This window comes from Citrobacter sp. S39 (assembly GCF_009495675.1).
Classification (GTDB): domain Bacteria; phylum Pseudomonadota; class Gammaproteobacteria; order Enterobacterales; family Enterobacteriaceae; genus Citrobacter; species Citrobacter freundii.
In genome coordinates this window covers 1,835,912-1,860,532 of record NZ_CP045555.1, presented here as the reverse complement: position 1 = coordinate 1,860,532, position 24,621 = coordinate 1,835,912, and the positions used below count along the sequence as shown (strand labels likewise).

The window sequence follows — 24,621 nt, the reverse complement described above, 5'->3', positions numbered from 1 at the left end:
TGGTTCCTCATAACCCTGCTTTCAAACTTGCTTCGATAAATTGATCCAGGCTGCCATCCAGCACCGCCTGCGTGTTACGGGTTTCAACCCCGGTACGCAGATCTTTGATGCGGGAGTCATCAAGGACATAAGAACGAATCTGGCTACCCCAGCCGATATCTGACTTGGTGTCTTCCATCGCCTGTTTCTCGGCATTCTTCTTCTGCATTTCCAGTTCATAAAGCTTCGCTTTCATCTGCTTCATGGCCTGGTCTTTGTTCTTGTGCTGGGAACGGTCGTTCTGACACTGCGTCACAATCCCGGTCGGGATGTGGGTAATACGCACCGCAGATTCCGTACGGTTAACGTGCTGACCGCCTGCACCGGAGGCACGGTAAACGTCGATACGCAGGTCCGCCGGGTTGATATCGATATCAATATCATCGTCAACTTCCGGATAAACAAACGCCGAACTGAACGACGTATGGCGACGTCCGCCGGAGTCGAACGGACTCTTACGTACCAGACGGTGTACGCCGGTTTCAGTACGCAGCCAACCGTAAGCATATTCACCAGCAATTCTGATGGTCACGGATTTAATACCCGCGACTTCACCTTCAGACTCTTCAATGATTTCAGTCTTAAAGCCGCGCGCTTCAGCCCAACGCAGATACATGCGCATCAGCATGCTTGCCCAGTCCTGCGCTTCCGTACCGCCAGAACCTGCCTGAATATCGAGATAGCAATCCGCGCTGTCATATTCACCGGAGAACATACGACGGAATTCCAGCTGGGCCAGCTTATCTTCCAGCGTATCGAGTTCTGCTACGGCTTCGTTAAAGGTTTCTTCGTCGTCGGCTTCTACAGCCAGTTCCAGCAGGCCGGAGACATCTTCCAGGCCCTGGCTCATCTGATCGAGCGTATCAACGATGGCCTCAAGGGAGGAACGCTCTTTGCCCAGCGCCTGAGCGCGTTCGGGTTCGTTCCACACGTCCGGCTGTTCCAGCTCGGCGTTTACTTCTTCCAGACGCTCTTTCTTGGCATCATAGTCAAAGATACCCCCTAAGAACGTCAGAGCGCTCCGTGAGGTCCTGAATGCGGTTATTTACCGGATTAATTTCAAACATTGTCTGATTTCTTTTATTGGACTAGTCAAAATGCGGTGATAAGAGCGGGATTGTAACTAATCCACGCCCTTTTTTATAGCGATTAGTGACGCTAAAGTGGCCAGATATTGTCGATTATAATCTGCAAGCTGCGGTTGCCGCGAAACTCGTTAATATCCAGTTTGTAGGCAAGCTGAACTTCGCGCACGCCGTTGTCTGGCCAGCAGGTGGTATCGACATTAAACGCAATACCGTCCAGCAGCGGACCACCGCCCACGGGCTCGACCATCACCTTCAGATGACGCTCACCGACCAGACGCTGCTGGAGCAAACGGAAATGCCCGTCAAACAGCGGTTCCGGGAACATTTGCCCCCACGGTCCGGCATCGCGCAGCATTTGTGCGATCTCCATGGTCATCTCCGCCGCGCTCAGTGGGCCATCCGACACCACTTCACCTTGCAGTAAGGCAGGATCCAGCCACTCGGTTACCAGCTCGCCAAAACGCTGCTGGAAACGCTCAAACTGCGCCTCTTCAAGCGATAAACCCGCCGCCATGGCGTGACCGCCAAACTTGAGGATCATGCCCGGATAAAGGGTGTCCAGGCGCTCCAGCGCATCGCGCATGTGCAGCCCCTGAATCGAACGCCCGGACCCTTTGAGAGTACCATCACCTGTCGGGGCAAACGCTATCACTGGGCGATGGAATCGCTCTTTAATACGCGATGCCAGAATCCCCACAACGCCCTGATGCCACTCGGGATGATACATTGCCAGGCCGCCCGGTAGCGTATCGCTACTGCGTTCCAGCTTTTCACACAAAGTCAGTGCTTCGGCCTGCATACCCTGCTCGATCTCTTTGCGCGTCTGGTTGAGCGCATCAAGCTCATTGGCCAGCACACGCGCTTCGCCAATGTTGTCGCACAGCAACAGCGCCACACCAACGGACATATCGTCCAGACGGCCCGCCGCATTCAGCCGTGGCCCGAGGGCAAAACCTAAATCACTGGCTGCCAGCTTTAGGGGGTCGCGATTGGAAATCTCCAGCAGCGCTTTAATACCAGGGCGACACTTTCCGGCGCGGATACGGCTTAAGCCTTGCCACGTCAGAATACGGTTATTGGCATCCAGCGGGACCACGTCCGCCACCGTGCCAAGTGCAACCAGATCGAGCAAATCTGCCAGGTTCGGCGGTGCAATGCCGCGTTCATCAAACCAGCCTTTGTCACGCAGGAAAGTACGCAGCGCCAGCATCAGATAGAAGGCTACACCAACGCCTGCCAGCGATTTCGACGGGAACTCACAGTCGGGCAGATTAGGATTGATGATTGCCTCTGCGCCCGGCAGCGTATCCCCTGGCAGGTGGTGATCGGTCACAACGACCGGGATCCCCAACGTTCTGGCATGTTCGACACCCGCGTGAGACGAGATGCCGTTGTCTACGGTGACAATCAGCTGAGCGCCCCGGGCATGGGCCTGATCAACGACTTCCGGGCTTAAACCATAACCGTCTTCAAAACGATTTGGCACCAGGTAGTCAACGTTACTGCAGCCCAACGCACGCATCGCCAGGATGCTTAGCGCCGTGCTGGTCGCACCATCAGCGTCAAAATCGCCGACAACGATGATTCGGGTTCCTTCGCGAAAGGCGTTGTAGAGGATCTCAACCGCTTTTTCGACGCCGTTCAAATGTTGCCACGGCAGCATGCCTTTCACGCTACGCTCAAGCTCCTGCGCGCTACGTACACCACGGCTGGCGTATAAACGGCGCAGCAGTGGCGGCAAGTCGGCAGGTAGCTCGGCGGTCTCGTCGGCCTCACGCCGACGAAGTTGTATCTGTTGTTTCACGCGAATTATTTACCGCTGGTTTGTTTTGCATGTGCGTCGAGGAATTCTTTCATCTCTTTCGGGCCCTGATAACCAGGTACGACATAGCCATTGCTCAGCACAATCGCCGGTGTACCGCTGACGCCAAACTGTACGCCCAGCGCATAGTGGTTAGCGATATCCACATCACAGGTCGCCGCTTTTACACCCTTGCCAGTCATCGCGTCATCAAAGGCTTTGTTTTTGTCCTTAGCACACCAGATAGACTTCATGTCCTGCTCAGCCTGGCTGTCCAGCCCCTGACGTGGGAAGGCCAGATAACGTACGGTGATCCCCAACGCATTGTAATCTTTCATCTCTTCATGCAGCTTGTGGCAGTAACCACAAGTGATGTCGGTGAAAACAGTAATGACGTGTTTTTCCTGCGGCGCTTTGTAGATGATCATCTCTTTTTCCAGCGCGTTCAGATGCTTCATCAGCAGTTGGTTGGTGACGTTCACCGGACTTGCGCCGCTCACGTCATACATCGGTCCCTGAATAATATGTTTACCGTCTTCAGTTACGTACAGCACGCCGCTATTGGTCAGTACGGTTTTCATGCCCACAACCGGAGCAGGTTGAATCTCGGTGCTCTGCACACCCAGCTTTGCTAATGACTGGCGAATTGCCGCGTCGTCTGCATGTACCATGCCGGAAAACGCCGTCGCCAGCAGGGTGAACATCATAAAACGTTTTTTCATAGCCTATCCTATCCTGTCAGCACTCACGCTCGCGGGTGATGCTGTTGATGTAGTTGCCGCAAGCGCTCCGTTGCGACATGAGTATAAATTTGCGTTGTCGAGAGATCGCTATGCCCCAGTAGCATCTGCACCACGCGCAGATCTGCGCCATGGTTGAGCAGATGCGTGGCAAATGCGTGCCGCAGGACGTGCGGTGACAGCTTTTCGCTGTCGATTCCCGCCAACACAGCATAGTGTTTGATACGATGCCAGAAGGTCTGACGGGTCATCTGTTGCGCCCGCTGACTAGGAAACAGCACATCAATCGATACGCCGTTGAGCAACCATGGACGCCCATGCTCCAGGTATGTTTCCAGCCAGTACACTGCCTCCTCACCCAACGGGACAAGGCGCTCTTTGTTACCTTTACCGATCACCCGTACCACGCCCTGACGCAGGCTGACGTCACTCATCGTCAGTCCTACCAGTTCAGACACGCGCAGGCCCGTTGCATACAACACTTCCAGCATGGCTTTGTCGCGTAGCTCCAGCGGTTGATCGATAAGCGGCGCCTGCAGCAGTCGTTCTACCTGCGCTTCGCTGAGATCTTTGGGCAGACGCTGCGGAAGTTTAGGTGATGCAAGCGAGGCGCTGGGGTCATCTTCGCGATATTTTTCGCGGTACAGATGCTGAAAAAAACGTCGCGTCGCACTGAGCAAACGTGCAGAACTGGTGGCTTTATACCCTCCATCCATCCGCTCAGCCAGCAAGGCTTGCAGATCATCACTTTGCGCGGTCGCAAGCGAAGCGCCACGGTGATGTAACCATTCCACAAGCATGGTCAGATCGCGACGATACGCACTTAATGTGTTTTCCGCCAGATTTCGTTCCAGCCACAGGGCATCAAGAAACTGCTCGATGCGCGCCAGATCCTGTTCCACTCGCGCCCCTTATTCCACTCTCATTTTTGATGCATTATGCCTCATTGTGCCGGGATTGCGGCGATTCTGTTACACTACCCGCAACGCTACAGCAGAATTGAGATGTTTACGTCATGAACATGGGTCTTTTTTACGGTTCCAGCACCTGCTACACCGAAATGGCAGCAGAAAAAATCCGCGATATCCTGGGTCCCGAACTGGTGACACTGCACAACCTCAAAGACGATTCTCCGACCCTAATGGAGCAGTATGACGTGCTCATTTTGGGCATCCCAACCTGGGATTTCGGTGAAATTCAGGAGGACTGGGAAGCGGTCTGGGAGCAACTGGACGACCTCAACCTGGAAGGAAAGATTGTCGCGCTTTACGGTATGGGCGATCAGTTGGGATACGGTGAATGGTTCCTGGATGCGCTGGGTATGTTGCACGATAAACTGATCACCAAAGGTGTAAAGTTTGTCGGCTACTGGCCCACCGAAGGCTACGAATTCACCAGCGATAAACCCGTCATTGCCGATGGACAGCTGTTTGTTGGTTTGGCGCTGGATGAAACGAACCAGTACGATCTCAGCGATGAACGCATTCAGGCCTGGTGCGAGCAAATTCTTGGCGAAATGGCCGAACACTGGTCCTGAATTTCTGCCGACTGACGGCTAAGGTCGCAACCTTACCGTCAGTACTACTTCTGCTTCGCCTTTTGCAGCATCAACCGCCGTAAATCCCGCCACTCTGCATCATCCATACTGTCTGCCGCCAGCCACAAATGTTGACGTTTTCCGGCATCAGAGCGCAAACGCAGCATCATGCCTGTTTTAACCATCCAGGGGGCGCTAACGATAGACCACTCTTGCCCTTGCCAGCGCAGACGGCCATCCATCAACAGCCGAATCTCACCCTGACAGGCGTTGATTCGACGCTGACTGCGAACGCTATCGAATACCACCAGAGAGAGCAAAACCAGCCATAATGGGGTGTAGCTCAATGGCCAGGGCATCAATAAAATAAACACCGCGACCAGCCCATGAATTAGCAGTGAAAGCCACTGCGCGCGCCATGATACGCGTAAATCAGATTGCCACTGGACCACGTTCCCGATTCCGTGTCTGGATAAGTCGCACCATCTGCTCCAGCTCAGCATCAGCTGGTTTCCCATGATTCATCAACCAGTTAAATAAATCTGGATCATCACATTCTAGCAGACGGATAAAGATACGTTTTTCTTCGTCACTTAAGCTGTCATATTCATGTTCGAAAAACGGCATGATCGAGATGTCCAGCTCGCGCATACCGCGGCGGCATGCCCAATGAATACGTGCTTTGTTGTTAATATCCATGTTCTTCTCCCTGTCTCGCGAAAACGAAGTATCCCGCTATTGTAACGTGTTTTTCCCGCTCTTTTACGGGAATATCAGTAAACTGAAGCTCGCTCGCTAAATAAAACCTTATTAAGCCAAAGGATTCACCATTTTTTGATGTTTCCTCGCAAAGCGCAATATATGGCACAAATAGCCTGTTTAAACCGCTTGCAATGGGCCATAGCTCTTTTACCATTAGTCATTATCACTGCGTTAAGCAAATCAGGACATTATTATGGCTTTTACATCTTTTCCTCCTCGCCAGCCTTTCGCGTCAACGCGTTTGCCTCTGACGCTAATGACGCTCGATGACTGGGCGCTCGCCACCATCACCGGTGTCGACAGTGAGAAGTATATTCAGGGTCAGGTCACGGCGGATGTCAGCCAGATGACCGAGCATCAGCACCTGTTAGCTGCACATTGTGACGCCAAAGGTAAAATGTGGAGCAACCTGCGTCTGTTCCGACAGGGTGACGGTTTTGCATGGCTTGAGCGCCGTAGCCTGCGTGATGCGCAGCTCACCGAGCTGAAAAAATACGCGGTCTTCTCGAAGGTGGCGATTGCCCCGGATGACGAGCGTGTCCTGCTGGGCGTTGCGGGATTCCAGGCACGTGCAGCGCTGGCCAATCTCTTTAGCGAATTACCGAACAGTGATAAGCAGGTCATTACCGAAGGTGCCTCCACGGTATTGTGGTTCGAACACCCTGCTGAACGTTTTCTGCTGATCGTTGATGCCACCACAGCAGAAACCTTGGTTGAAAAGCTGCGTGGCGAAGCAGAGTTAAATAACAGCCAGCAGTGGCTGGCGCTGGATATCGAAGCGGGTATCCCCGTTATTGATACAGCCAACAGTGCTCAGTTTATTCCACAGGCTACCAATCTGCAGGCTTTGGGCGGGATCAGCTTTAAAAAAGGCTGCTACACCGGTCAAGAAATGGTTGCTCGTGCAAAATTCCGCGGAGCCAATAAACGCGCCATGTGGACTTTGGCGGGTGCCGCCGGTCGAGTACCGGAAGCTGGCGAAGACCTTGAATTAAAAATGGGCGAGAACTGGCGTCGTACCGGTACCGTACTTGCCGCAGTAAAACTGGCCGATGGTCAGGTACTAGTGCAGGTTGTGATGAATAACGACATGGAGGCCGACAGCGTGTTCCGCGTTCGTGACGACGCAAAAACGCTGCAAATCGTACCGCTGCCGTATTCGTTGGAAGAGTAAATGAATAATGCCTGATTGCGATGCGTCTATCAGGCATGCTGGCTTTTGTTTTGTAGGCCGGATAAGGCGCTAGCCTCCATCCGGCGTCAGTGATTACGCCTGACCAACGTACAGATAGATCGCCAGGAAGTGGCAAACGCTGCCGCCCAGCACAAAGCCGTGCCAGATCGCATGGTTATAAGGAATACGCTTACAGACGTAGAAAATTACGCCCAGGGAATACACCACACCGCCAACAGCCAGCAACGTCACGCCTCCCGCTGCCAACTTAACCGCCAGTTGATACACCACAATCAGCGATAGCCAGCCCATTGTCAGGTAGGTTACCAGCGACAGAACCTTAAATCGGTGCGCAATGGTCAGTTTGAATAAAATACCTATCAGCGCCAGGCTCCAGATAACAATCATCAGTCCACGTGCCAGCGGCGAATCAAGCCCCACCAGCAGAAATGGCGTGTAGGTCCCGGCAATCAGCAGATAAATCGCACAGTGGTCAAATTTTTTCAGCCAGACTTTCGCTCTCTGATGGGGGATCGCGTGATACAAGGTTGAGGCGAGGAACAGCAGGATCATGCTGCCGCCGTACAGGCTATAGCTGGTAATGGCCATAGCGCTGGCGTTGGTATCTACTGCCTGGACCAGTAATAACACCAGTCCGACAATCCCAAACACCAGCCCGATACCGTGACTGATGCTATTGGCTATTTCCTCTGCCAACGAATATCCCTGCGCGATTAATGGCTTCTGAACCATAAGTTACTCCCCAGAAACGAACACTTTCGTTATTGCGCCTCTAGCGTAACTGAGAATGGTTCCAGTGAACACCTGTTAGCTAAAATAAATATCACATTAATATTAATCCTTTAAAATCATTGTGTTGTAAGTGACTTTTCAACTAACAGATGTTTCTTTAAATCAAAGGCATTTAAAATCAATCACATAAAATTGCGTCTGATTCGGGTAAATCTCGGCAATCACATGTTTAAGTTCTTCAAGCGTCATGTTTTCCTGCTGGGCATGTTTATCCGTTAGCGTATCCAGCGTGACGGTTGAGGTGCCAACAACCTCAATCGTGCAGAAGTAACCGTCATCTTCGAAGCGCCCAACCCGTAAAATGTCCCCGGCTTTGAAGTGTGATTCGGACTCGTCACGAATGGTGATGGTCTTGCGTCCGGCCAGAATGTCATCCTGGAAACGCTGAAAAAAAGTGATGTCATTTGGCTGCATGTTATTATTCCCTGTAGATGAAGTCTGATGAGTGAGTTTTGCCATTGTGAGTATGTTCTCCCACGCTGCCATCGCCAGTCTCAACAATCTTGAGATGCTGGTCTACAACTATGTCATCAAAAACCGTGACAAAGTCATGTACATGACCATTCGCGAACTGGCCGATGCCGTGGGTGTTTCCACTACCACCGTACTGCGCTTTTGCCGCAAGCTTAAATGTGAGGGTTACTCAGAATTTCGCGTGCGCTTCAAATTATATTTAGAGCAGAATGAACCGCAACAGGCTAATTTCGGTGCCAGCGAAATTATCAGTTTCTTTAAAGGCGTCAATAACGACGAGTTCGATAAACTGCTCGATCAGGCTGTTGATATTATATTATCGTCCGAACGTATTATATTCGTCGGAGCGGGAACGTCTGGAGCGCTGGCAAAATATGGCGCACGTTTTTTCTCAAACGTCGGTAAATTCAGTAATCACATTGACGATCCTTATTTCCCGGTCACTAACGACATGGCCAGAAACGCGCTAGCGATCGTGCTTTCCGTATCTGGTGAAACAGAAGAGATCCTGCGCTTTGCCAGCCAGTTCAGTCTGCACAACTGTAAGGTTCTGTCGGTCACCAGCCATGAAAACTCTCGCCTGGCGAAACTCGCCGACTTTAACCTCTCCTGGCATGTTCCACAAACACGTATTGCCGGGGTATACGATATAACCACGCAGATCCCCGTTATTTATATTCTGGAATCACTCGGTCGCAAGCTGGCGAAAAGAATAGCGTAAAAAAACAATCTGTTTTTTTGATGTAACAAATCACATTTACGCTATTTTGTTATATCGTGACATTTATCTTTCCTTTGTTAGACTCAAAATCAGATTGTATTAATTTGAGACTGAGCGCAGATGAAAAAACTTACCTTACCAAACGATTTTTTATGGGGCGGCGCGGTTGCGGCGCACCAGGTTGAAGGCGGCTGGAACAAAGGTGGCAAAGGCCCCAGCATTTGCGACGTACTGACCGGAGGGGCACACGGTGTTCCGCGAGAAATCACTCAGGAAGTTGAGCCCGGTAAGTACTACCCCAACCACGAAGCTGTCGATTTTTACAGTCATTACAAAGAAGACATCAAGCTGTTTGCCGAGATGGGGTTCAAATGCTTCCGTACCTCCATCGCCTGGACCCGTATCTTCCCCAAAGGGGACGAAATCCAACCGAATGAAGAAGGGTTAAAGTTCTACGACGACATGTTCGATGAACTGCTGAAGTACAACATTGAACCAGTCATCACCCTTTCCCACTTTGAAATGCCGCTGCACCTGGTTCAACAGTACGGTAGCTGGACCAATCGTAAAGTCGTCGATTTCTTTGTCCGTTTTGCTGAAGTCGTTTTTGAGCGCTATAAGCACAAGGTCAAATACTGGATGACCTTCAATGAGATCAACAACCAGCGTAACTGGCGCGCGCCGCTGTTTGGCTATTGCTGCTCCGGCGTGGTGTATACCGAGCATGAAAACCCTGAAGAGACTATGTACCAGGTGCTGCATCACCAGTTCGTGGCCAGCGCGCTGGCGGTAAAGGCGGCACGTCGCATCAACCCGGAAATGAAAGTCGGCTGCATGCTGGCGATGGTGCCACTGTACCCGTTCTCCTGTAAGCCTGAAGATGTGATGTTCGCGCAGGAATCGATGCGTGAGCGCTACGTTTTCACTGACGTTCAGCTGCGCGGCTACTATCCATCATATGTACTGAACGAGTGGGAACGCCGCGAATTCAACATCCGAATGGAGGCCAACGATGAGCAAATCCTGCGTGAAGGCACCTGTGACTATCTCGGATTCAGTTACTACATGACCAACGCGGTAAAAGCGGAAGGCGGCAGCGGCGATGCCATTTCTGGTTTTGAGGGCAGCGTACCGAACCCACATGTAAAAGCCTCCGACTGGGGCTGGCAGATTGACCCCGTCGGTCTACGCTATGCCTTATGTGAGCTGTATGAACGCTACCAGAAGCCGCTGTTTATCGTTGAAAACGGGTTTGGCGCTTATGACAAAGTAGAAGAAGACGGCAGCATCAACGACGACTATCGCATCGACTATCTGCGCGCCCACATCGAAGAAATGATGAAAGCGGTGACCTATGATGGCGTAGACCTGATGGGCTACACGCCATGGGGCTGCATCGACTGCGTATCGTTTACCACCGGTCAGTACAGCAAACGTTACGGCTTTATCTACGTGAACAAACATGACGACGGCACCGGCGATATGTCGCGTTCACGAAAGAAGAGTTTTGACTGGTACAAAGAGGTGATTGCCAGCAACGGCGAGAATCTGTAATTTTTTGCCGGATGGCGCTGCGCTATCCGGCAATTAAATCCCAACTTCCCGCCTGCCAGTTCCAGAAAACTGCCCGTTACGTAAGATGCCTTCTCGCTCAACAGCCAGGTAATTGCCTGCGCGACTTCTTCCGGCTGCCCGCCACGCTGCATAGGCAACAGTGATTTCACGCGATCGACTCTTCCCGGCTCGCCGCCTGATGCGTGCATTTCAGTGTAGATAAGACCAGGTCGCACGCAGTTTACGCGGATCCCTTGTGCCGCAACCTCCAGCGCCAGGCCGGTGGTGAGCGTGTCCACAGCGCCTTTCGAGGCCGCGTAATCAACATATTCGAATGGCGCACCAAGCCGCGATGCCGCCGAAGAGACATTTACAATCGCGCCACCCTGACCGCCGTGCTTGAACGACATGCGCTTTACCGCTTCCCGACAGCACAGAAAATAGCCGGTAACGTTGGTTGCCAGTACGCGATTAATTCGTTCGGCGGTTAAGTTTTCGACCGTGCTTTGCTCGAACAAGATCCCGGCATTATTCACCAGGGCAGTCAGTTGCTCGCCTTCACGGTCAATAGACTCAAACATTGCCACCACCTGGCTTTCATCACTGATATCCGCACGCAAAGCAAATGCTTTACCGCCTGCAGCGACGATGTTGTTCACCACCTCGGTTGCCGCACGAATATTGTGATGAAAATTCACGGCGACCGTGTAACCCTCTTGCGCCAGTTGCAGCGCGGTTGCTCGACCAATGCCACGACTGCCGCCCGTCACCAATGCTATAGCCATAACGTTTCTCCCAAAAAATAAAGGCGCCGAAGCGCCTTTAAAAGATAGTTGAATCAGCAGATTACTGATATTCGCTCATCGGTACACAGGAGCAGAACAGGTTACGGTCACCGTAAACGTCATCAAGGCGTTTCACGGTTGGCCAGTATTTGTTCGCCACACCCGCCGGGAAGACGGCGATTTCGCGGCTGTAACCGTGATTCCACTCCGCGACCAGCTCGTTTTGCGTGTGCGGTGAGTTAACCAGCGGGTTATCTTCCAGTGACCATTCACCGGCTTTCACGCGATCGATCTCAGCGCGGATTGCCAGCATCGCATTGATAAAGCGATCCAGTTCCACTTTGCTTTCAGATTCAGTCGGTTCAACCATCAGGGTACCCGCGACCGGGAATGACATAGTCGGCGCATGGAAACCGTAATCGATTAGACGCTTGGCAATATCCAGTTCGCTGATGCCGGTCTCTTCTTTCAGTGGACGAATGTCGAGAATACATTCATGCGCCACGCGACCATCGCGACCGGTATACAGTACCGGATAAGCATCTTTCAGACGGCTGGCAATGTAGTTAGCGTTAAGAATCGCCACCTGGCTTGCCTGCTTCAGACCTTCTGCGCCCATCATACGGATGTACATCCAACTGATTGGCAGAATGGATGCGCTACCGAACGGCGCCGCAGAAACTGCGCCCTGACGGGTCAGCATCCCTTCAATCTGCACTACGCTGTGGCCCGGTACAAACGGCGCCAGATGTGATTTCACGCCGATCGGTCCCATACCTGGGCCGCCGCCGCCGTGCGGAATGCAGAATGTTTTATGCAGGTTGAGGTGCGAGACATCTGCGCCAATAAAGCCCGGCGTGGTGATCCCAACCTGAGCGTTCATGTTCGCGCCATCCAGGTAAACCTGGCCGCCGAACTGGTGCACAACGTCGCACACTTCACGGATCGTTTCTTCATAAACGCCGTGGGTGGATGGGTAGGTCACCATGATGCAAGAAAGGTTGTCGGCATGTTGTTCTGCTTTTGCTCGCAGATCGTCCAGGTCGATGTTGCCGTTCTTATCACAGGCGACCACCACTACCTGCATACCCGCCATCTGTGCAGACGCCGGGTTGGTACCGTGGGCAGAAGCCGGGATCAAGCAGATATCGCGATGACCTTCGTTACGGCTTTCGTGATAATGACGAATAGCCAGCAGACCCGCATACTCACCCTGCGCGCCGGAGTTCGGCTGCATGCAGACGACATCATAACCGGTCAGTTTTACCAGCCACTCGGAAAGCTGGCCGATCATCTGGTGATAACCTTCAGCCTGCTCTGGCGGGCAGAACGGATGCAGCTCAGCGAATTCAGGCCAGGTGATAGGGATCATCTCGGCAGCGGCGTTGAGCTTCATGGTGCAGGAACCCAGCGGGATCATTGCCTGATTCAGCGCCAGATCTTTACGCTCCAGTGAGTGCATGTAGCGCATCATCTCGGTTTCGCTGTGATAGCGGTTGAACACCGGATGGCTGAGGATCGCATCGTCACGCAGCATGCTTTCCTGAATAGAACGGCTGTCGAGCGCCACGTCTTTATCCAGCGTATCGATGTTCAGAGCGTGACTGTCGCCCAGCAGTACATTGAACAACTGCACCACGTTTTCACGGGTGGTGGTTTCATCGAGCGTAATACCTACCGCGTTATGGATATCGCTACGCAGGTTGATTTCTGCCGCTTCGGCACGCGCCAGTACTGCGGCCTTATCGGCTACTTCAACGCACAGGGTGTCGAAGTAATGTGCATGACGCAGCTTCAATCCTTTCTGTTGCAGACCGGCTGCCAGGATATCAGTCAGGCGGTGGATGCGATTAGCAATGCGTTTCAGGCCAACCGGACCATGATAAACAGCATACAGACTGGCGATGTTGGCCAGCAGGACCTGCGAGGTACAAATGTTGGAGTTCGCTTTCTCGCGGCGGATATGCTGCTCACGAGTCTGCATCGCCATGCGCAGTGCGGTATTGCCCGCCGCATCTTTGGAGACGCCGATAATACGGCCTGGCATGGAGCGTTTGAATTCGTCTTTAGCGGCGAAGAATGCCGCGTGTGGGCCACCGTAACCCATCGGTACGCCGAAGCGTTGTGCAGAACCGAAAACGATATCCGCGCCCTGTTTGCCCGGAGCAGTCAGCAGTACCAGCGCCATAAAGTCGGCAGCGACACTGACCACAACTTTACGGGATTTCAGCTCGGTAATCAGTTTGCTGTAGTCATGCACTTCACCGGTGGTGCCAACCTGCTGCAACAGCACGCCAAACACATCCTGGTGATCCAGTGCTTTCGCCGCGTCATCGACAATCACGTCAAAACCAAAGGTTTCCGCACGAGTACGCACAACATCCAGCGTTTGCGGATGAACATCAGCCGCAACAAAGAAGCGGTTGGCGTTTTTCAGTTTGCTGACGCGTTTTGCCATCGCCATCGCTTCAGCCGCCGCGGTGGCTTCATCCAGCAGAGAAGCGGAAGCCATATCCAGCCCCGTCAGATCCAGTGTGACCTGTTGGAAGTTGAGCAGCGCTTCCAGACGCCCCTGAGAAACTTCTGGCTGATACGGCGTATACGCAGTGTACCAGCCCGGGTTTTCCAGCATGTTGCGCAGGATAACCGGTGGCAACTGCACGGCGGTGTAGCCCATGCCAATGTAGGACGTGAAGCGCTTGTTACGCCCAGCAATGGCTTTTAATTCAGCCAGCGCAGCGTATTCGGTCGCCGCCTCGCCCACCTGCGGCGGGGTTGCGAGCTGAATGTCTTTCGGCACAATCTGGCCGATCAGCGCGTTTAACGACTCGGCGCCAACCGCATTCAGCATCTCTTGCTGCTGCGCGGCGTCCGGTCCGATGTGGCGTTCAATGAAAGCGCCGCTGTTTTCAAGCTGGCTTAACGTCTGTGTCATGGGCGATGGTTCCTGAAACGTGCAGTGAATCGTGATTGTCTCTGTCTACGAGCCCGGCAGCGCTAGCGCTTACCGGGTCTACGCATGCTTTGTAGGCCGGATAAGCGCAGCGCCATCCGGCAAAAGCGTATTTACTCGTCTTCTAACAATGCTTCATATGCGGTCGCATCCAGCAGCGATTCAATTTCGCTTTCATCGCTGGCTTTGATTTTGAAAATCCAGCCGCCCGCATACGGCTCGCTGTTGACCAGTTCCGGGGAGTCGCTGAGCGCGTCGTTAACCGCCACAATCTCACCACCTACTGGCGCATAGATATCGGATGCCGCTTTTACGGACTCCGCAACGGCACAATCATCGCCCGCGCTGACGGTTGCGCCAACTTCTGGCAGGTCAACGAAAACCATGTCACCTAACAGCTCCTGAGCGTGTTCGGTGATACCAACGGTGTAAGAGCCGTCAGCTTCTTTGCGCAGCCATTCGTGTTCTTTGCTGTATTTCAGTTCTGCAGGTACGTTGCTCATCAATCAATCTCCAAAAAAGGATGAATTACGCGACGGCTTTGCCGTTACGCACAAAAACAGGTTTAGTCACTTTTACCGGCATTTCGCGGTTACGGATCTGCACGATCGCAGTTTCACCGATACCCGCAGGGACTCGCGCCAACGCGATGCTGTAACCAAGAGTTGGAGAGAATGTCCCGCTGGTGATAATGCCTTCCTGCTGGTTGCCGGAAGCATCGGTGAAGCGCACCGGCAGTTCATTACGCAGCACGCCTTTCTCGGTCATCACCAGCCCGACCAGTTGTTCGTGGCCTTTTTCACGCTGCATTTCTAACGCTTCACGACCGATAAAGTCGCGGTCAGCCGGTTCCCATGCGATGGTCCAGCCCATGTTAGCCGCCAGTGGAGAGATGCCTTCGTCCATCTCCTGACCGTACAGGTTCATGCCCGCTTCCAGACGCAGCGTGTCACGTGCGCCGAGACCGCAAGGTTTGACACCTGCTTGTACCAGCGCACGCCAGAAATCTGCCGCTTTTTCATTCGGCATTGCAATTTCATAGCCTGCTTCGCCGGTATAACCGGTGGTTGCGATAAACAAGTCGCCCGCCTGAACGCCGAAGAACGGCTTCATGCCTGCTACCGCCTGACGCTGCTCGTCAGTAAACAACGTAGCTGCTTTTTCCTGTGCGTTTGGACCCTGTACCGCAATCAGCGACAGGTCGTCACGAACGGTGATGTCGATGGCGTAAGGTTCAGCGTGTTGGGTAATCCAGGAGAGGTCTTTTTCGCGGGTGGCGGAGTTTACAACGAGGCGGAAGAAATCTTCAGTGAAGTAGTAGACAATCAGGTCATCTATCACGCCGCCCGAAGCGTTAAGCATACCGGAGTAGAGGGCTTTACCCGTCTTCGTTAGCTTTGCGACGTCGTTTGCCAGCAGATAACGCAAGAACTCCCGGGTGCGGCTACCGCGCAGGTCGACGATGGTCATATGCGACACATCAAACATTCCGGCATCGGTGCGAACAGCATGGTGTTCATCGAGCTGAGAACCGTAATGCAGTGGCATCATCCAGCCATGGAAATCGACCATGCGCGCGCCACATAGCGTGTGTTGTTCGTACAAAGGAGTCTGTTGAGCCATCTTTTCCTCGTTGAATAAGCGGGGCTACCAACTCTTTCGCGGTGAAATTTTCGCCACGAAACCCAGCACCGCAGCCGCTCCAGGGGCTACGACGCAAACGTTCTCTTTGTCCTGAACTTACCACCGAAACAGACGCTAAACCATAAGTCAAAATTAACCATCACATTAGCTTATGGCGAAAAACAGCCAGATCGGCAACAGAATAAAACTCCATGTATATAGTAAGAAATCAGAATAACAAACAAAGATAAGCGCAAACTTACAGCACCAATCCACATTAAATGTGGAAAAAATGTCAAAAATGGCGTTATGAAAAAAACGTGATATTAAAAAAACTAATGCGAAAAAAGGCGTGGAATTAGATTATTTCAAATGAGAGAAGCACCCCGGCGCGCAGGCCGGGAGAGGAAAGTGTGACGGGTCTCAAACTCTTAAGATTGTCCTTACGGACACTAACGTAACCACTCGGGAAGATCGTTCAGTCCCATCGCCTGACGGATGAGTTGTGGTTTTACGCCCGGGAGGGTATCGGCCAGTTTCAGCCCAATATCACGTAGCAGTTTTTTCGCCGGATTCTCGCCTGCAAACAGTTCACGGAATCCCTGCATCCCTGCCAGCATCAGCGCTGCGCTGTGCTTACGGCTGCGCTCGTAGCGGCGTAAATAGAGATACTGCCCAATATCTTTACCCTGACGTTGTAGCCGCTTAAGTTCATCGATCAACTCCGCCGCATCCATAAAGCCAAGGTTAACCCCCTGACCCGCCAGCGGGTGGATGGTATGCGCCGCATCCCCCACCAGCGCCAGACGATGGGCGGCGAACTGACGGGCATAACGTCCCGTCAGCGGAAACGCCTGACGTTCGCTTTCAAGGCTGCACAGCCCCAGACGATTATCAAAAGCGATATTCAGCGCCTGATTAAACTCGTCAATGCTTGCCTGCTGCATACGTTCTGCTTCCTGCGGCGAGAGCGACCAGACGATAGAACACAGGTGTGGATCGCTGAGCGGCAGGAATGCCAGGATCCCCTCGCCGTGAAACGCCTGACGCGCAACCGCACCGTGCGCTTCCTGCGTACGGATAGTCGCCACCAGCGCATGATGACGATAATCCCAGAAGGTGAGCGGAATATCCGCTTTGTTGCGCAGCCAGGAGTTAGCACCATCAGCACCGACGACCAGGCGGGCCGTCAGCATTGCGCCATCTTTCAGGGTCAGAAATGCTTCGTTCTCACCCCAGGCCACCTGCTGTAATTCAGCAGGTGCCATCAGCGTAATATCCGCTGAACGCTGCGCCTTTTGCCACAGCGCATAATGAATCTCTGAGTTTTCGACAATGTGCCCCAAATGACTGTAGCCCATGCTCTGGTCATCAAACGCAATACGCCCAAAGCTGTCTTTGTCCCAGACTTCCATGCCGTGGTAGCAGCAAGCGCGACGGGCAACAATGTCGGACCAGACGCCAAGACGGGTAAGCAGTTTTTCGCTGGCGGCATTAATGGCCGAAACACGAAGCTGAGGAGGTGCATCCGCCGCCAACGGCTGCGGAACATGTTGTTCTAATACAGCAACGCGCAACCCGCTGCCCTGTAAGCCGCAGGCAACCGCCAGTCCTACCATGCCGCCACCAACAATTGCTACATCAACACTTTGCACTGTTTGCTCCTGAAAATAGGACAATCAAAAACCGTAGGCCGGATAAGGCAAAGCCGCCATCCGGCATCAATTCCGCGACATTGCCTGATGGCGCTGCGCTTATCAGGCCTACTTCTTTAATTCGGCCTACAGGTTATATTTAGCGCGCAACCCAGCCCAGGGTCCGCTCCGCCAGCGCATCGCGCGCAGGGGTGAATAATTCCATCGCCATCAGCCCGGCATTACGCCCAACAACCAGCGGGGCCCAGTGATTGGCAAACAAATACACTAAATTATTGGTCACACCAATCGTCGTATCACGATCGCTTTCGCGGCGCTGCTGATAGCGTGCCAGCACCGCATAATCACCCACATCTTCCGCGCCGTTTTCCGCCTGCGTCAACGTCTCAGCCAGGCTCATTACGTCACGCAAGCCCAGGTTGAAACCTTGCCCGGCAATGGGATGCAGCGTCTGGGCGGCGTTCCCTACCAGCACGGTACGATGGGTAATCGCTTTCAGCGCTGTAGTTAACGAAAGCGGATAGGCGCTGCGTTTACCGGCCTGGGTAATACGTCCTAGTCGCCAGCCAAAAGCGGTTTGTAGTTCACGGCAAAACTGTTCGTCGGACCAGGCCATAATCTCATCACGCTGCTCCAGCGGATGGCACCACACCAGCGAGCAGCGACCGTCAGACATCGGCAGCATTGCCAGCGGACCATATTGCGTGAAGCGTTCAAACGCTCGCCCGTCGTGCGGTACAGAGGTCGTGACATTGGCAATTACCGCCAGTTGCTCATAAGGCTGTTGCAGCCAGTCAACACCGCAGGCGGTAGCCAGTGCGGAGCGCGTACCGTCGGCGGCCACCAGCAGGCGACCATCAATCACTTCGCCATTTTCCAGCGTAACTTCTACGCGCTCCTGTGTGCGCGACACGCTGGCTACGCGATCGGGGCAGTGCAATGTGACGCCCGGTGCTTTGCGCAGCAGCGCAAACAGACGCAGCCCGACGTCGTGCAGTTCTACCACCTGGCCCAGAGCCGGAATACGGTATTCCTGCGCATCCAGCGTCACAAATCCGGCATGACCGCGATCGCTGACGTGAACCGTTTTAATGGCCGTTGCGCAATCGGCAATCGCCTGCCATACGCCAATTCGCGCCAGCTGTTGGCAGGTTCCTGCCGCCAGAGCGATCGCCCTGGCATCAAACCCGGGATGGCGGTCAGTTTCAGGTTCGCTCGCTTCTATCAGATGAACCGGCAGAGTCCCATGGCTGAGCTGAGAAATGGCCAACGCCAGCGTCGCGCCAACCATACCACCACCAACGATAATCACGCTCATTGCAGTCGCGCCGCAGCCATTAAGGCTTCAATGTCATCCGCTTTCTTCACTACGCTGGCGGTCAGGTTTTCATTGCCGTCCTCGGTGATGAGAATGTCATCCTCAATACGAATGCCGATACCACGATAAGCCGGCGGTACATCGGCGTCTGGCGCGATATACAGTCCCGGCTCGACGGTGAGCACCATTCCCGGCTCAAGAATACGTGAGCGGTCCTGACCATAAACGCCGACGTCGTGCACATCCAGCCCAAGCCAGTGGCTTAGACCATGCATAAAGAATGGGCGATGTGCATTTTCGGTAATCAACTGATCGACATCACCGTGCAAAATACCGAGTTTCACCAGACCCGTAATCATGATGCGCACCACTTCGCCAGTGACTTCCTGAATGGACGTTCCGGGACGATACAGACGCAGGCTGGTCTCTAAGGATTCCAGCACGATATCGTAGATTTCACGCTGTGCTGGGGTAAATTTACCATTTACCGGAAAGGTACGCGTAATGTCGCCCGCATAGCCTTTGTATTCACAGCCAGCGTCGATCAGCACCAAATCGCCATCGCGCATTTCACTTTCATTTTCGGTGTAATGCAGGATACAGCCGTTTTCACCGCTGCCGACAATCGTGTTATAGGACGGATAACGCGCACCATGGCGGGTAAATTCGTGGTGAATCTCCCCTTCTAACTGGTATTCAAACATTCCCGGACGGCATTTTTCCATCGCACGGGTATGCGCCAGCGCGGTGATTTCTCCGGCACGACGCATGACCGCAATCTCTTCCGGTGATTTGAACAGGCGCATCTCATGCACCATTGGACGCCAGTCGATAATCGCGGCAGGTGCGTGCAGATTTTGTCTGGAGCCTTTACGCAGTTTATCCAGCGCCGTGTGCACAATCTCGTCGGCCCAGGCATATTCGCCCTGTGCGTGGTACACCGCGTCCAGGCCATTGAGCAACAGGTGCAGCTGTTGGTTGATTTCACTGAAGGCCAGCGCCCGGTCAACGCCAAGTTTTGCCGGGGCAGCATCCTGGCCCAGACGGCGACCAAACCAGATCTCCGCCGTCAGATCGCGAACCCGATTGAACAAAACGCTATGGTTATGAGTGTCATCGCTTTTAATCAGCACCAGCACGGCTTCAGGTTCGTTAAAACCGGTGAAGTACCAGAAATCACTGCTTTGGCGGTACGGGTATTCACTGTCCGCGCTGCGCGTCGCTTCAGGCGCGGCAAAAATCAGCGCGGCGCTGCCGGGCTGCATTTGTGCCAGTAAAGCCTGGCGACGACGCTGGAATTCTTGCTGAGATATCTCGCTCATCACACTCTCCTTTGCGTTTCGTTCTTAGTGCAGAGTCGGTTTACGAACTTCCGGCGCAGTCGGCTGCTGACGCGTAAACGTGTCATGACACAGCAAAGCGGCTACGCGCACGTATTCGATGATCTCTTCGAGCGACATTTCCAGCTCTTCCTGATCTTCGTCTTCGTCATACCCTAACTGCGCGATATTGCGCAGGTCGTCAATCGCTTCCCCGGTTTCGCCGGTTACTTTGTCGAGCTTCGGCTGCGTGACGCCAAGGCCCAGCAAAAAGTGGTTTACCCATCCCGCCAGCGCATCGGCGCGATCGAACACGCTGACGTCATCCCCTTCAGGCAGATAAAGCTGAAAAAGGAAGCCGTCGTCTTCGAGGGCATCGCTGGTGGCAGAGTGCATTTTCAGCAGCGCCTGAGCCAGCTCGTGACCAAAGGCCAGACCTTCGTTCGTCAGGTCGTGCAACAGCGGCTGCCATGAGCTGTCGTTGTTTCCACCGCAAATCATTCCGCTTATCAAGCCGTGCATTTCGGCCGGGGTTAATCCAGCCCCTTGTTGGTTCAAAAACTGGCTAACTTCGTTGTAACCAGGCATTTCGTTCTGTATAGACATAAGCATTCGTCATCAAAGGGAGGAATATTCATGGTATGCTACCACTTTGGACCCTGGTGGACCAGAAAAGGGCTTGTATCTTGATACCAGGGTAGCTATAGTGTCGCCCCTTCGCGGACCCACGGTCTGGAGACGAAGGCAGCGCAGTCAATCAGCAGGAAGGTGGCATGTCTGCACAACCCGTCGATATCCAAATATTTGGCCGTTCACTGCGAGTGAATTGCCCGCCTGAACAAAGGGATGCGTTGAATCAGGCTGCGGACGATCTCAATCAGCGATTGCAAGATCTGAAAGTTCGCACTAGAGTCACAAATACTGAGCAGTTGGTTTTCATCGCCGCGTTGAACATCAGCTATGAATTAACTCAGGAAAAAGCGAAGACGCGTGAGTACGCGGCGAGCATGGAACAACGTATTCGGATGCTACAACAGACCATCGAACAGGCGTTGCTTGATCAGGGTCGCATAACCGAAAAAACGGGCCAAAACTTTGAATAACACTTTTCGGTTTACTGTGGTAGAGTGACCGTGAAGACAAAATTTCTCTGAGATGTTTGCAAGCGGGCCAGTCCCCTGAGCCGATATTTCATACCACAAGAATGTGGCGCTCCACGGTTGGTGAGCATGCTCGGCCCGTCCGAGAAGCCTTAAAACTGTGACGACACATTCACCTTGAACCAAGGGTTCAAGGGTTACAGCCTGCGGCGGCATCTCGGAGATTCCCTTCTACCTGGCAATAGCCATGACATTACTTTCTGAACTCCCTTTATCCCGGCAAGAAATTCGTCAACTGATTCGGCAGCGTCGTCGTGCGCTTACCTCCGAACAGCAACGACAATACGGTCAGCAAGCCGCGACCCGAATGCTCAGCTTTCCCCCTGTTGTACTCGCTCATACGGTGGCAGTATTCCTCTCGTTCGATGGCGAACTCGATACCCAGCCGCTAATAGATCAGCTGTGGCGAGCGGGCAAGCGCGTTTATCTTCCGGTTCTTCATCCCTTCAGCGCCGGTAATTTGCTGTTCCTGCACTATCATCCGCATAGCGACCTGGTAACCAATCGCTTAAAGATCCAGGAACCACGACTTGATGTACGTGACGTATTACCGCTGTCACAGCTGGATGTACTGATTACGCCGTTAGTGGCGTTTGATGAATATGGACAACGCCTGGGCATGGGCGGCGGATTTTATGACCGCACGCTACAAAACTGGCAGCAGCATAAGATCCAGCCCGTAGGCTACGCGCACGATTGTCAGCGAGTAGAAAAGCTGCCTGTTGAAGAATGGGATATCCCGCTGCCTGCGGTGGTGACGCCGTCCAAAATTTGGGCGTGGTAGGAAAACATGGAACATGCGGGCAGGCCAGCAGCCTGCCCATGTAGAGGAAATCAGTACAGCAGACGAGCACGAATGGTACCCGGGAGGGCTTTCATCGCCAGCAACGCTTTCTCCGCCACATCTTCATCCGCTTCAATATCAATAACCACGTAACCTACCTGTGCGGAAGTCTGCAGATACTGTGCGGCAATGTTGACGCCCTGCTCGGCAAAAATCTGGTTCAGCGCGGTCAGTACGCCCGGACGGTTTTCGTGAATGTGCATCAGACGACGACCGCCGTGTAGCGGCAGCGAAACTTCCGGGAAGTTAACTGCAGACAGCGTAGAGCCGTTATCGGAATACTTGGTCAGTTTCCCAGCCACTTCCAGACCGATGTTTTCCTGCGCTTCCAGCGTTGAACCACCAATGTGCGGCGTCAGGATCACGTTGTCGAAATCACACAGCGGCGAAGTGAAAGGATCGCTGTTGGTTGCCGGCTCGGTTGGGAATACGTCGATTGCCGCCCCTGCCAGGTGCTTGGTCGCTAACGCGTCGCACAGCGCAGGAATATCAACAACCGTACCACGTGCGGCGTTAATCAGCAGCGCGCCTGGTTTCATCAACGCAATCTCACGCGCGCCCATCAGATTTTTGGTGGAGGCATTTTCCGGTACGTGCAAACTGACCACGTCGCTCATATTGAGCAGGTCGGAAAGATGCTGCACCTGCGTGGCGTTGCCGAGTGGGAGTTTATTTTCAATATCATAGAAATAGACATGCATCCCCAGCGATTCCGCCAGAATGCCTAGCTGAGTACCAATGTGGCCGTAACCGATGATCCCCAGTTTTTTGCCACGCGCTTCAAAGGAGCCGGTAGCCAGTTTGTTCCACACGCCGCGGTGTGCTTTGGCGTTCGCTTCGGGTACACCGCGTAGCAGGAGAAGCAGTTCGCCAATCACCAGTTCCGCAACGGAACGCGTGTTAGAGAATGGCGCGTTAAACACGGGGATCCCGCGCTTTGCCGCAGCAGTCAGATCAACCTGGTTGGTGCCGATACAGAAGCAGCCAATCGCGACCAGTTTCTCTGCGGCGTCAATCACATCTTCAGTCAGATGGGTACGGGATCGCAGGCCAATGAAGTGGGCATCACGGATGGACTCTTTCAGTTGTTCAGTGTCCAGAGCGCCTTTGTGAAACTCGATGTTGGTATAACCTGCTGCACGAAGGCTTTCGAGTGCTTTTTGATGCACGCCTTCTACCAGCAGAAATTTAATCTTATCTTTCTCCAGTGATACCTTTGCCATTTCCCCGACCCTGTCTTTTTTTGTTCAAACTGATGTGTTGTGTGTGGGATTTTCATCCGCCTCTTCAACATATCAAAAAATAATATTGCGGCAATATGAACGTTTGCGTCGCCGTGCTGAAGAAATGTCATTCAGAGAGAAATGTCAGAGGAAAATACTGGCGATAACTTTTTCTTTGGAGAGATCGGCAGGACAATATTATAAACGTGACACAAGTCACCAAATTTGCCCTGCCAAAATTTTTTTAACGGGAGAAGACACTCCCATCAGATCATTTTACGATAGTTTTCACGCCGTCTGGGGTACCGATCAGCGCGACATCCGCACCACGGTTGGCAAACAGACCGACGGTTACCACGCCCGGAATCGCATTGATGGCGTTTTCCATGGCCACGGCGTCAAGGATCTCCAGACCGTGTACATCAAGGATCACGTTGCCGTTGTCCGTCACTACGCCCTGACGGTATTCAGGACGACCGCCCAGCTTCACCAACTGGCGAGCCACAGCGCTGCGCGCCATTGGGATCACTTCAACCGGCAGCGGGAAGTTGCCGAGAATGTCGACTTCTTTGGACGCATCCGCGATGCAGATAAATTTCTTCGCCACGGAAGCAATGATTTTTTCACCGGTCAACGCTGCACCGCCGCCCTTGATCATCTGCATATGGCCGTTGATTTCATCCGCGCCGTCAACGTATACGCCGAGACTATCAACTTCGTTAAGATCGAACACGTGGATGCCAAGGCTTTTGAGTTTTTCGGTTGAAGCGTCCGAACTGGACACAGCACCTTCAATCTGACCTTTCATTGTGCCCAGCGCATCAATAAAGTGTGCGGCTGTTGAACCTGTACCTACGCCCACAATGGTACCGGGCTGTACATACTGAAGTGCCGCCCATCCTACTGCTTTTTTCAGTTCATCCTGCGTCATGATCGTTTCGCCTGTGGTGTGAATATGGTGGGAAAATTCACGCGCATTATAGAACATTGTGCAGAAAAATGTCCCCACACCCGCTCGCAAGCGGCGGATTTCGTCTT

23 protein-coding genes, 1 other RNA gene and 1 pseudogene are annotated in these 24,621 nt (G+C 53.3%); 7 read left to right on the top strand and 18 right to left on the bottom strand.

What is annotated here, in order from left to right; genetic code table 11:
- Window positions 1-7 precede the first annotated feature (7 nt).
- The 4 genes from prfB to xerD form a co-directional block, all read right to left on the bottom strand.
- A protein-coding gene (gene prfB, locus GFB57_RS08830; RefSeq protein ID WP_096878465.1) for a peptide chain release factor 2 occupies window positions 8-1,106 on the bottom strand; the annotation gives its coding sequence in 2 pieces (ribosomal slippage) (window positions 8-1,030 and window positions 1,032-1,106; 1,098 coding nt in all).
- A 91-nt stretch (window positions 1,107-1,197) separates the two neighbouring features.
- Window positions 1,198-2,931, bottom strand: a complete 1,734-nt coding sequence (recJ, locus tag GFB57_RS08825; RefSeq protein ID WP_008321348.1) for a single-stranded-DNA-specific exonuclease RecJ — start codon at window positions 2,929-2,931, stop codon at window positions 1,198-1,200.
- Window positions 2,932-2,936: 5 nt separating this feature from the next.
- Window positions 2,937-3,650 (bottom strand): bifunctional protein-disulfide isomerase/oxidoreductase DsbC, encoded by a 714-nt coding sequence (gene dsbC, locus GFB57_RS08820; protein WP_003026923.1) that lies wholly within the window; start codon window positions 3,648-3,650, stop codon window positions 2,937-2,939.
- A 23-nt stretch (window positions 3,651-3,673) separates the two neighbouring features.
- Window positions 3,674-4,570 carry a site-specific tyrosine recombinase XerD gene (gene xerD / locus GFB57_RS08815; RefSeq protein WP_003026928.1) on the bottom strand — a complete coding sequence of 299 codons (897 nt, stop codon included), beginning with the start codon at window positions 4,568-4,570 and terminating at the stop codon, window positions 3,674-3,676.
- 113 nt (window positions 4,571-4,683) lie between these two features.
- On the opposite strand from xerD, the gene fldB reads away from it, so the two are divergent.
- A complete protein-coding gene (fldB, locus tag GFB57_RS08810) occupies window positions 4,684-5,205 on the top strand; it encodes a flavodoxin FldB (protein WP_003026933.1) in 522 nt (173 codons plus the stop codon).
- 44 nt (window positions 5,206-5,249) lie between these two features.
- Here fldB and GFB57_RS08805 read toward each other — a convergent pair whose 3' ends face one another.
- Both GFB57_RS08805 and sdhE read right to left on the bottom strand, forming a co-directional pair.
- A complete protein-coding gene (locus GFB57_RS08805; RefSeq protein ID WP_003026936.1) occupies window positions 5,250-5,657 on the bottom strand; it encodes a protein YgfX in 408 nt (135 codons plus the stop codon).
- Window positions 5,638-5,904, bottom strand: a complete 267-nt coding sequence (gene sdhE / locus GFB57_RS08800; RefSeq protein WP_003026938.1) for an FAD assembly factor SdhE — start codon at window positions 5,902-5,904, stop codon at window positions 5,638-5,640. The genes GFB57_RS08805 and sdhE overlap by 20 nt, the downstream gene beginning before the upstream one ends.
- A 256-nt stretch (window positions 5,905-6,160) precedes the next feature.
- On the opposite strand from sdhE, the gene ygfZ reads away from it, so the two are divergent.
- Window positions 6,161-7,141 carry a tRNA-modifying protein YgfZ gene (gene ygfZ, locus GFB57_RS08795; RefSeq protein ID WP_003026944.1) on the top strand — a complete coding sequence of 327 codons (981 nt, stop codon included), beginning with the start codon at window positions 6,161-6,163 and terminating at the stop codon, window positions 7,139-7,141.
- A gap of 93 nt (window positions 7,142-7,234) precedes the next feature.
- On the opposite strand, the gene GFB57_RS08790 is transcribed toward ygfZ, so the two are convergent.
- Both GFB57_RS08790 and yqfB read right to left on the bottom strand, forming a co-directional pair.
- Window positions 7,235-7,894, bottom strand: coding sequence for a hemolysin III family protein (locus tag GFB57_RS08790; protein WP_003026947.1), 660 nt, complete (start codon window positions 7,892-7,894; stop codon window positions 7,235-7,237).
- A gap of 162 nt (window positions 7,895-8,056) precedes the next feature.
- Complete coding sequence (yqfB, locus tag GFB57_RS08785; RefSeq protein ID WP_003026949.1) at window positions 8,057-8,368, bottom strand: N(4)-acetylcytidine aminohydrolase; 312 nt, start codon at window positions 8,366-8,368, stop codon at window positions 8,057-8,059.
- 52 nt (window positions 8,369-8,420) lie between these two features.
- On the opposite strand from yqfB, the gene GFB57_RS08780 reads away from it, so the two are divergent.
- Both GFB57_RS08780 and bglA read left to right on the top strand, forming a co-directional pair.
- Window positions 8,421-9,149, top strand: coding sequence for a MurR/RpiR family transcriptional regulator (locus tag GFB57_RS08780; protein WP_003026952.1), 729 nt, complete (start codon window positions 8,421-8,423; stop codon window positions 9,147-9,149).
- Window positions 9,150-9,269: 120 nt separating this feature from the next.
- Window positions 9,270-10,703 carry a 6-phospho-beta-glucosidase BglA gene (gene bglA, locus GFB57_RS08775; RefSeq protein ID WP_003026956.1) on the top strand — a complete coding sequence of 478 codons (1,434 nt, stop codon included), beginning with the start codon at window positions 9,270-9,272 and terminating at the stop codon, window positions 10,701-10,703.
- A gap of 44 nt (window positions 10,704-10,747) precedes the next feature.
- On the opposite strand, the pseudogene GFB57_RS08770 reads toward bglA, so the two are convergent.
- From GFB57_RS08770 to GFB57_RS08735, 8 genes and pseudogenes are all read right to left on the bottom strand, one after another.
- Window positions 10,748-11,488: pseudogene (locus GFB57_RS08770) on the bottom strand (SDR family oxidoreductase); the annotation flags it as partial.
- A 61-nt stretch (window positions 11,489-11,549) separates the two neighbouring features.
- Window positions 11,550-14,423 carry an aminomethyl-transferring glycine dehydrogenase gene (gene gcvP, locus GFB57_RS08765; protein ID WP_290366960.1) on the bottom strand — a complete coding sequence of 958 codons (2,874 nt, stop codon included), beginning with the start codon at window positions 14,421-14,423 and terminating at the stop codon, window positions 11,550-11,552.
- A 131-nt stretch (window positions 14,424-14,554) separates the two neighbouring features.
- Window positions 14,555-14,944, bottom strand: coding sequence for a glycine cleavage system protein GcvH (gene gcvH, locus GFB57_RS08760; protein WP_003026965.1), 390 nt, complete (start codon window positions 14,942-14,944; stop codon window positions 14,555-14,557).
- A gap of 25 nt (window positions 14,945-14,969) precedes the next feature.
- Window positions 14,970-16,064 (bottom strand): glycine cleavage system aminomethyltransferase GcvT, encoded by a 1,095-nt coding sequence (gcvT, locus tag GFB57_RS08755; RefSeq protein WP_003026967.1) that lies wholly within the window; start codon window positions 16,062-16,064, stop codon window positions 14,970-14,972.
- Between the two features lie 452 nt (window positions 16,065-16,516).
- Entirely contained in the window at window positions 16,517-17,719 is a 1,203-nt protein-coding gene (gene ubiI / locus GFB57_RS08750) for an FAD-dependent 2-octaprenylphenol hydroxylase (RefSeq protein ID WP_003026970.1), read from the bottom strand.
- A gap of 139 nt (window positions 17,720-17,858) precedes the next feature.
- Window positions 17,859-19,037, bottom strand: coding sequence for a 2-octaprenyl-6-methoxyphenyl hydroxylase (gene ubiH, locus GFB57_RS08745; RefSeq protein WP_003026973.1), 1,179 nt, complete (start codon window positions 19,035-19,037; stop codon window positions 17,859-17,861).
- Window positions 19,034-20,359 (bottom strand): Xaa-Pro aminopeptidase, encoded by a 1,326-nt coding sequence (gene pepP, locus GFB57_RS08740; protein WP_003026976.1) that lies wholly within the window; start codon window positions 20,357-20,359, stop codon window positions 19,034-19,036. Before pepP ends, ubiH begins: the two co-directional genes overlap by 4 nt.
- A 24-nt stretch (window positions 20,360-20,383) precedes the next feature.
- Window positions 20,384-20,962, bottom strand: coding sequence for a YecA family protein (locus GFB57_RS08735; RefSeq protein ID WP_003026978.1), 579 nt, complete (start codon window positions 20,960-20,962; stop codon window positions 20,384-20,386).
- A gap of 167 nt (window positions 20,963-21,129) precedes the next feature.
- Here GFB57_RS08735 and zapA point away from each other — a divergent pair, with 167 nt between their 5' ends.
- The 3 genes from zapA to GFB57_RS08720 all read left to right on the top strand — a co-directional run bounded on the left by zapA (window position 21,130) and on the right by GFB57_RS08720 (window position 22,300).
- Window positions 21,130-21,459, top strand: a complete 330-nt coding sequence (gene zapA / locus GFB57_RS08730) for a cell division protein ZapA (RefSeq protein ID WP_003026980.1) — start codon at window positions 21,130-21,132, stop codon at window positions 21,457-21,459.
- Between the two features lie 41 nt (window positions 21,460-21,500).
- A non-coding RNA gene (gene ssrS / locus GFB57_RS08725) (6S RNA) lies at window positions 21,501-21,684 on the top strand.
- 19 nt (window positions 21,685-21,703) lie between these two features.
- Entirely contained in the window at window positions 21,704-22,300 is a 597-nt protein-coding gene (locus GFB57_RS08720; RefSeq protein ID WP_003026982.1) for a 5-formyltetrahydrofolate cyclo-ligase, read from the top strand.
- Window positions 22,301-22,350: 50 nt separating this feature from the next.
- Here GFB57_RS08720 and serA read toward each other — a convergent pair whose 3' ends face one another.
- Complete coding sequence (gene serA, locus GFB57_RS08715) at window positions 22,351-23,583, bottom strand: phosphoglycerate dehydrogenase (protein ID WP_003026984.1); 1,233 nt, start codon at window positions 23,581-23,583, stop codon at window positions 22,351-22,353.
- A 271-nt stretch (window positions 23,584-23,854) separates the two neighbouring features.
- Window positions 23,855-24,514 (bottom strand): ribose-5-phosphate isomerase RpiA, encoded by a 660-nt coding sequence (gene rpiA, locus GFB57_RS08710; RefSeq protein ID WP_290366959.1) that lies wholly within the window; start codon window positions 24,512-24,514, stop codon window positions 23,855-23,857.
- Window positions 24,515-24,621 lie beyond the last annotated feature (107 nt).

What these genes read in the sequence shown, in the direction of transcription:
- dsbC (WP_003026923.1), bottom strand. Translation starts at nt 3,650, where the DNA reads ATGAAAAAACGTTTTATGATGTTCACCCTGCTGGCGACGGCGTTTTCC.
- fldB (WP_003026933.1), top strand. Translation starts at nt 4,684, where the DNA reads ATGAACATGGGTCTTTTTTACGGTTCCAGCACCTGCTACACCGAAATG.
- sdhE (WP_003026938.1), bottom strand. Translation starts at nt 5,904, where the DNA reads ATGGATATTAACAACAAAGCACGTATTCATTGGGCATGCCGCCGCGGT.
- ygfZ (WP_003026944.1), top strand. Translation starts at nt 6,161, where the DNA reads ATGGCTTTTACATCTTTTCCTCCTCGCCAGCCTTTCGCGTCAACGCGT.
- GFB57_RS08790 (WP_003026947.1), bottom strand. Translation starts at nt 7,894, where the DNA reads ATGGTTCAGAAGCCATTAATCGCGCAGGGATATTCGTTGGCAGAGGAA.
- yqfB (WP_003026949.1), bottom strand. Translation starts at nt 8,368, where the DNA reads ATGCAGCCAAATGACATCACTTTTTTTCAGCGTTTCCAGGATGACATT.
- GFB57_RS08780 (WP_003026952.1), top strand. Translation starts at nt 8,421, where the DNA reads ATGTTCTCCCACGCTGCCATCGCCAGTCTCAACAATCTTGAGATGCTG.
- bglA (WP_003026956.1), top strand. Translation starts at nt 9,270, where the DNA reads ATGAAAAAACTTACCTTACCAAACGATTTTTTATGGGGCGGCGCGGTT.
- gcvP (WP_290366960.1), bottom strand. Translation starts at nt 14,423, where the DNA reads ATGACACAGACGTTAAGCCAGCTTGAAAACAGCGGCGCTTTCATTGAA.
- gcvH (WP_003026965.1), bottom strand. Translation starts at nt 14,944, where the DNA reads ATGAGCAACGTACCTGCAGAACTGAAATACAGCAAAGAACACGAATGG.
- gcvT (WP_003026967.1), bottom strand. Translation starts at nt 16,064, where the DNA reads ATGGCTCAACAGACTCCTTTGTACGAACAACACACGCTATGTGGCGCG.
- ubiH (WP_003026973.1), bottom strand. Translation starts at nt 19,037, where the DNA reads ATGAGCGTGATTATCGTTGGTGGTGGTATGGTTGGCGCGACGCTGGCG.
- pepP (WP_003026976.1), bottom strand. Translation starts at nt 20,359, where the DNA reads ATGAGCGAGATATCTCAGCAAGAATTCCAGCGTCGTCGCCAGGCTTTA.
- GFB57_RS08735 (WP_003026978.1), bottom strand. Translation starts at nt 20,962, where the DNA reads ATGTCTATACAGAACGAAATGCCTGGTTACAACGAAGTTAGCCAGTTT.
- zapA (WP_003026980.1), top strand. Translation starts at nt 21,130, where the DNA reads ATGTCTGCACAACCCGTCGATATCCAAATATTTGGCCGTTCACTGCGA.
- GFB57_RS08720 (WP_003026982.1), top strand. Translation starts at nt 21,704, where the DNA reads ATGACATTACTTTCTGAACTCCCTTTATCCCGGCAAGAAATTCGTCAA.
- serA (WP_003026984.1), bottom strand. Translation starts at nt 23,583, where the DNA reads ATGGCAAAGGTATCACTGGAGAAAGATAAGATTAAATTTCTGCTGGTA.
- rpiA (WP_290366959.1), bottom strand. Translation starts at nt 24,514, where the DNA reads ATGACGCAGGATGAACTGAAAAAAGCAGTAGGATGGGCGGCACTTCAG.